The sequence below is a fragment of the Nonomuraea sp. NPDC046570 genome (genome assembly GCF_040645915.1).
Taxonomy (GTDB): domain Bacteria; phylum Actinomycetota; class Actinomycetes; order Streptosporangiales; family Streptosporangiaceae; genus Nonomuraea.
In genome coordinates this window covers 56,213-62,782 of record NZ_JBEYZF010000038.1, presented here as the reverse complement: position 1 = coordinate 62,782, position 6,570 = coordinate 56,213, and the positions used below count along the sequence as shown (strand labels likewise).

The following is a 6,570-nucleotide window of genomic DNA, read 5'->3' as shown; positions in this document are numbered from 1 at the left end:
GCTCGTCGAGGAAGATGACCGGCGGATTCCCGACCAGGCTCATCGCGATGTCCAGGCGGCGGCGCATGCCACCCGAATACGTCGACACCTTCCGCGCGCCCGCCTCAGTCAGCGAGAAACGCGCGAGCAGATCATCGGCGATCTTGCCCGGATTCTTGAGATGCCGTAACCGGGCGACCAGCACGAGGTTCTCGTGCCCGGTGAGGATCTCGTCGACGGCCGCGAACTGTCCGGTGAGGCTGATGGACTCCCGCACGTCCGCCGCCTGCGTGGCGACATCGAAGCCGTGCACGCTGGCCGTTCCCGCGTCGGCCTTGAGCAGCGTGGACAGGATTCTCACGGCCGTGGTCTTGCCCGCCCCGTTCGAGCCGAGCAAGGCGAAGATGCTGCCCCGCGCCACCTCGAAGTCCACGCCCCGCAGAACCTGCAGCTCCTTGTACGACTTCTTCAGGCCCTGCACGCGGATCGCAGGCCCCTTCATCTGATGGACTGTCATCCCGATATCCGTTCTCTGTTTCGTCACGGCTTGTCGCCCGTGACGCGATCGATGGCGTTGGTCAGCCGTTCCCGCTCCCGGCTGATCCACGAACCTCCTGGGTAGTTGCGAAGAAACGCCTCGGCGAACTCCACAGGGTCCTCCCCGACGACATCGCGGATCGGGGTTCCGTCCGCCGCGCTCTGCTCGAAGAGATCGGCGAGATCCTCCAGCATCGCCAGCAGGCTTTCCCCGTCCCCCGGCCCGAAGTGCTGCATGTACTGGCCCAGCGCTTCGATCGCCGCGTGATAGTTCGCCGGAAGCTGCTTCGCGCGCGCCCTGTACTGCCGGTAGCGCCTCTTGTCCTCGATCGACCCTGTGACCATCTCCAGGTACTGCCGGTAGCCCCTCTTCGGCTCTGTGGCCATGTCTACTTGCCTCCTTCGCGGAGCTGTTCGAGCCGTTCGGTGAGGAAGCTCCAGGTCCTCCAGAACTCGTCGAGATGCTCCCGTCCCTGAGCGTTCAGGGAGAACACCTTGCGCGGCGGCCCCTTCTCGGACGGGACCTTCTCCACGTCGACGAAGCCGCGCTGCTCGATCCTGACCAGCAGCGCGTAGATGGTGCCCTCGGCGATGTCGGAGAAGCCCTGATCCCGCAGCCACGCCGTGATCTCGTAGCCGTACGCGGGCCGGCCGGACAGGATCGCCAGGACGATGCCCTCCAGCGTGCCCTTGAGCATCTCCGTCACCTGCTTGCCCATGGAAAACCCCCTTTCAGCTACTCAGTGATGCCGACTACCAGTACACGGTAACACTGACTACTGGTACATAGCAACACAGAATAGTCGAGGTGCAAGCCAGGCGACCTGATCACTGCTCGTGAGCGAGCCCGCCGCCACCCCCTCTGAGAGAAGACGGGGCTGCGTCAGCCCTGCCAAAGATTTCGATCGCCGGCTTCGCCGTCGCGGACGCGGCGGGAGCACCGGCGACCACGAGTGCCGCAAACACTGAACCGTTCATGGCATCCACCATCGCCGACCGCGCTGATACCGGGCCGTCGCCGTACTGACACGGCCGCTGACACGACACCGCATCAGACCTGATCGCCGACGGAGGTCCCGGCGGGCTCGCGGGGTACGGGAAGCGGCGTCAGGCAGTGACGATCAGCAGGACTGGTCAGCTAGGCGGTTCGGCTGAGCCCCATCACGAGGCGACGGCACCTGTCGTGCCGTCACTCGGCGCCCAGTTGATCGCGGTAGGCGGCGGCGAGTGCCCGGAGTTTGAGTCCCAGGTGGAGGGTCAGCCGGTCGTCGCCGTGGTCGAGGCTGCAGCCGGTGATCTGTTCGACGCGTTTCAACCGCTGGTACAGGGTGGCGCGGTGGATGCGCAGGCTGTCCGCGGTGCGCTGGATGTTGCCGCTGCGGTCCAGGAACTCCGTGAGGGTGTCGATGAGCACGTGGTGGCTGTCCTCCTGCTCCAGCGCGGCCAGCGGGGGGATCCGGGAGGCGTCGAGGAGGTCGTCCACGGGGAGCTTCAGCAGCAGTTCGTACGCGCCGAGTTCGCCCCAGCGGGCGACATGGCCGATGCTCGGCACGAGCAACGCGGCGCGGGCGGCGAGGAACGCCTGCCGGTAGGACGTGATGACCGCATCCGGCCGGCCGACCGTGGTGCCGAGGCCGAAGGCCGGTTGCTCCGCGTCCTGGCTGAGGCGCCGGAACCGGGCGGTGATCCGGTCGGTGACGGATGTGACGAGCGTCGGTGTCGGTTTCTGCCGCTGGATGAGCAGGATCCACGCCCGGGACCGGTTCGCCACCATCAGGGCGACGTCGTCGGGCACCGCGCGCACCCCCTCCTCGACCGCCGCCTCGAACGCCACTTCCTGCGGTGCCGGTACGGCCCCACCGGTACGGCACTGGACCGCGAGCACAGTGAAATGCGCCGCGTCGTCGGTGAACAGCTGTTCGGCGCGCAGGTCCTCGATCGCCTGGGCGCGGACGCCCGTGTCGGGTGAGACGAGTTCGCGAAGGATGGCTTCGTGCCGGGCCTTGGACCGCTCGTGCAGCAGCAACCGGCGGTACAGCACCGTGCCCGCTTGGGCCGCCGCGTCCGCCGCCGCCTCCACCACCTCCTCGCAGAACACGCCGTCCTTGTCGATCAGCCACAGGTAGCCCAGCAGGAGGCCGCCGCAGCGGATCGGGGCGCAGAGCCGCGAGAGCGCGCCCGGGACGTCGACCACGCCGGGCAGCGTCCACCGCGCGATCCCCTGGGCGAAGATCGCGTCGGAGATGTCCGTCCCGACCGCCCGGTTGAGCACCGAGCGGATCCGGACCGGGTCCTCGTCGCCGAAGTGGCGGCTGGCCGCGAGCAACCGGATCGACGGGTCGTCGATCGCCACCGACCGGAGCAGCCGCTCGGCGAGCTCGTCCACGATGGACTGGAGATCACCTTCGGCCATGACGTGCTCCCTTCCGCTCGGGCCCACATCCTGCCATCCGAATCGCCGGACGTCAGATGTCGCGTCCCCGGCGCGGCCTGCCCGCCTCTATCAGGTCTCCGGCGGAGCGTCCACGGGCATGTGCCGGTCGAACCACAGGGTCACGCGGGCGCAGATCGGCTTCATCCCATCACCGTCCCCGAGTTGGAGGTGTTCACCGGGCGCTTGCGGGAGAACGCGCCCAGATCGATCGTCAGACCGGTGTGCTTGGCGAGGAACCGCACCGGGTGGGCGTCGTGATCCGTACCGGACTCGACCTGGTCGATCAGGGCCGCCATGAACTGACCGACCACCGGAGCGTTCTTGAACTGGTTGCCGCTCGTGCCGATCGCCACGTAGAAGCCGCCGAGGGCGGTGCGGTCGTAGATCGGCGTCCAGTCGGTCGTGACGTCGTAGACACCGGCCACGCCACGGGCCCGGTTGGGTACGGCCAGCCCCGGCAGCCGCCGGGCGGCCCGGGTCACCTGCGCCTCGAACACGGCCATGGTGGGGTTCGGATTGGCGTCATCGGGGTCCTCAAGCCACTGGAACGGGTCGCATTCCGGTTCGGTGCCGCCGATGAGCAGAGTGCCGCCGACCTCACCCCGGAAGTAGGTGCCGAGGTCCATGTCGGCCACCGCCGGGCCCACCCCGCCCTCCGGGTGGTAGCCCTCTGGCGCGAGCACGTGCGCGACCTCCTGGCGCATCGGCCGTACCGAGACGGTGAAGTCCGATCCGACGCCGGCCAGCTTGTTCAGCTTCGAGGACCACGGGCCGGCGGCGTTCACGACCACGTCGCACGGGATCCTGGTGCCGTCGTCCAGCACGACCGCGCGGACCCGCCCGTCGCTCGACTCCACGGCGGTCACGAGGCTGCGGAAGCGGAACTCCGCCCCTTCTCCGGCCGCCGCCGCCGCGAGGTTGCGGGCCGCCAGCTGCGGATCGGTGATGTACCCCGCGTCCGGGGTGAAGACCCCGCCGAGTGTGGTGCCCGCTTCCGCCCAGAACTCGTGGTCGTCGATGCTCTTCGGCGGCCAGTGCCGGCCGGTGTCGATGCCGGGCACCCGCGCGGCGAGCGTCGCCGCGTCCCACTCCTCGTACGGGACGCCGATCTCGTCGAACAGCGGAAGCCAGACCGCCCTCGGGGCCGCGTCCACGTCCAGCATCACCATTCCGCTGCGCTCGAACCGGGCCAGGTCGCCGACCTCGTGCCCGAGATGCTCGGCCCAGGCCAGCCAGCAGAAGTGCGACTCCCAGGCGGTCGCCACACCGGCGGAGGTCGAGAAGTTGAACCGCACCACGGCACTCGACGCGCTGGTGGACCCCTCGCCCGCGCCACCGGCCCGGTCCACGACGATCACCCGCCGCCCCGCGCGGGCGAGTTCCAGCGCGATCGAGGACCCGATCACTCCCGCGCCGACCACCACGGCGGTGCTGAATTCCGCGCTCATGCCTGCCGTCCTCCCTGCGAATCCCGTGCCGTCACGGGATTGGTCCAGTGTTTCCCGCCCGTCACCCGCGAACAGCTGTCAATCGTCGCCGTTTGTCCGGTTCCCCGACGACATCCGTCGCCCGCGTCCGTCCACCGCGGATTGGTCACGAGGCCACGCCCGTGCGCAGATCGGCGCCCCTGGTCTCCGGTATCGCTCGCAGCAGCAACGGCAACGCCAGCAAGGCGAGCGCACTCGCGGAGATCGCCGGCGCGAGCAGACTGCCCGTTCCCTTCCAGCACCGAGAGAGCACCTGGCATGGTCTGGTACGGCTTGCGCCGGAAATGGGAGGCGCAAGCCGTACCGTGAGATCACAAAGCCGGTTTCCCGACCTTGAACAACCAGTCTGCGAAGAAGTCGGACAAGTTCTGGCCGGAGACTCGCTCCGACAGGGCGATGAAGGCGGGAGTGTCGGCGTTGCCGTACTTGTGCTCCGCCGCCCATGTGCGGAGGATCTGGAAGAACGCCGCGTCACCCACCTTGCTCCGCAGGAGGTGGAGGGTCATCGCACCGCGGTCGTAGACGCGGTCGTGGAAGAGCGCCACCGGGCCGCCGGGGTCGGCGGTCGGCGTGTTCCAGAACGCGTCCGTGGCGTGGCGGGCGTAGGCGGTGTCGAAGGACGTCTGGAGGGTCTGCTGGCCGATCTTGTCCTGCCAGAGCCAGTCGCCGTAGGTGGCGAAGCCCTCGTTGAGCCAGATGTCCTGCCAGCGGCTGGGTGTCACCGAGTTGCCGAACCATTGGTGGGCCAGTTCGTGGGCGAGTAGCCACTCGCTGGGTACCGCCTCGTAGATGGGTCTGGTCTGGGTTTCCAGGGCGTAGCCCAGGTTCGGTGCGTTGTCGACGATCGCGCCGGTGGAGGAGAAGGGGTAGGGGCCGAAGAGCGACGCGAAGTAGTCGAGTACGGGGGCGTGGCGCTCGGCGAGGTTCGCGGCTTTGCGTGCCAGTTTGGGGTCGACTGCGACGATGGTCCGATACTTTCCGATCTTGGTGTCGGCTAGTTGGAACTTTCCGATGGTGACGGTTGTGAGGTAGCTGGCCATCGGTTCTTTGGCGTCCCAGACGTACGTGGTGTGGTCGCCGGTGGTCTTACGCGAGGTCAGGTCGCCGTTGGCGACCGCCACTCTGGTGCTGGGCACCGTCACCGAGAAGCGGTAGGTGGCCTTGTCGGTCATGTGGTGGTTGCCGGGGTACCAGGTCATCGCGCCCTGCGGCTCGTTGGCGTTGAACACGCCGTCGCTGGTGCGGATCCAGCCGCCGCGTGAGCCGTCGGGGTCCACGACATGCTTGGGCTTGCCTTTGTAGGTGACCACGACCGTGAAGGCACGGCCCGAGGCGAGCGCCGCGGCCGGCGTGACGACGAGTTCGGTCCCGCCCTGGCTGAAGATGGCGGGCGTGCCGTTCACCGTCACCTTGCTGACGTCGAGGTCGGCGGTCAGGTCCAGATTGAACCTGCTCAGCTCCTGCGTGGTGCGCGCGCTGATAGTCGCGACGCCGCTGAGGACGTTGGAGCTGGGGTTGTAGTCGAATACGAGATCGTAGTGGCCCGCGTCGTAGCCGCCATTGCCCTGCCCGGGGAAGTAGGGATCGCCTCCACCGGGGTCGCCGGGGGCGCCTGAGGAGGCGGAAACCGTCAGGAGGGCCGCTGCGGCAAGCACCAGAAATCGCTTCATACCGGATTTTCGACACATGGAACGCCTTCGTTACACACTTTTTTCTGCATACTTCCCGGAATGCCTCAAAAATTCCGGATCAGCGCCCGCCTGCCTGTGGCTTGGCGGGCGCCGCTCCGCGGGCCTACTTCGCGGAACCTGCCATCATGCCCTGCGAAGTAGCGCTGGAACGCGAATAAGAGGATCAGCGGCAGGAAGGCGCCGGACGACAGGGTGTCGACGTTGTTCCCGGCCTGCCGCATCTGCGACTGCAATGCCTTATCTATCGACTGGGCCTCCGGGTTGGCGAAGACCAGGGCGATGAGCAGCAGAGCCACCAACGCCGACCTGGACACCCCGCGATAGATCATCTCTGCGCGGCCGCCTTGCGTGGCTGGCCCGCCCTCGCCGGACCTCGCCGGCGGAAGATCATTCCAAAATTGCAGACTGCCCGGATCGGGGAAGGGTGTAGCTCGAACGCAGT

At 67.8% G+C, this 6,570-nt stretch carries 6 protein-coding genes and 1 pseudogene; all 7 read right to left on the bottom strand.

The annotated features are described in order from the left end of the window. Positions 1-481, bottom strand: a 481-nt coding sequence (locus ABZ911_RS36605) for an ATP-binding cassette domain-containing protein (protein ID WP_358066936.1), incomplete at its 3' end; no start/stop codon positions are given. Positions 482-519: 38 nt separating this feature from the next. Next, positions 520-903, bottom strand: a complete 384-nt coding sequence (locus ABZ911_RS36600; protein ID WP_358066933.1) for a DUF1048 domain-containing protein — start codon at positions 901-903, stop codon at positions 520-522. A gap of 2 nt (positions 904-905) precedes the next feature. After that, complete coding sequence (locus ABZ911_RS36595) at positions 906-1,235, bottom strand: PadR family transcriptional regulator (RefSeq protein WP_358066931.1); 330 nt, start codon at positions 1,233-1,235, stop codon at positions 906-908. Between the two features lie 470 nt (positions 1,236-1,705). Further along, positions 1,706-2,929 carry a helix-turn-helix domain-containing protein gene (locus ABZ911_RS36590; protein ID WP_358066928.1) on the bottom strand — a complete coding sequence of 408 codons (1,224 nt, stop codon included), beginning with the start codon at positions 2,927-2,929 and terminating at the stop codon, positions 1,706-1,708. 161 nt (positions 2,930-3,090) lie between these two features. Next, positions 3,091-4,398 (bottom strand): FAD-dependent oxidoreductase, encoded by a 1,308-nt coding sequence (locus tag ABZ911_RS36585; RefSeq protein ID WP_358066926.1) that lies wholly within the window; start codon positions 4,396-4,398, stop codon positions 3,091-3,093. A gap of 350 nt (positions 4,399-4,748) precedes the next feature. After that, positions 4,749-6,107: a M1 family metallopeptidase gene (locus ABZ911_RS36580; RefSeq protein ID WP_358066923.1), complete on the bottom strand. Its 1,359-nt coding sequence runs from the start codon at positions 6,105-6,107 to the stop codon at positions 4,749-4,751. 124 nt (positions 6,108-6,231) lie between these two features. Continuing rightward, positions 6,232-6,415: pseudogene (locus ABZ911_RS36575) on the bottom strand (carbohydrate ABC transporter permease); the annotation flags it as partial. Between the last annotated feature and the right edge of the window lie 155 nt (positions 6,416-6,570).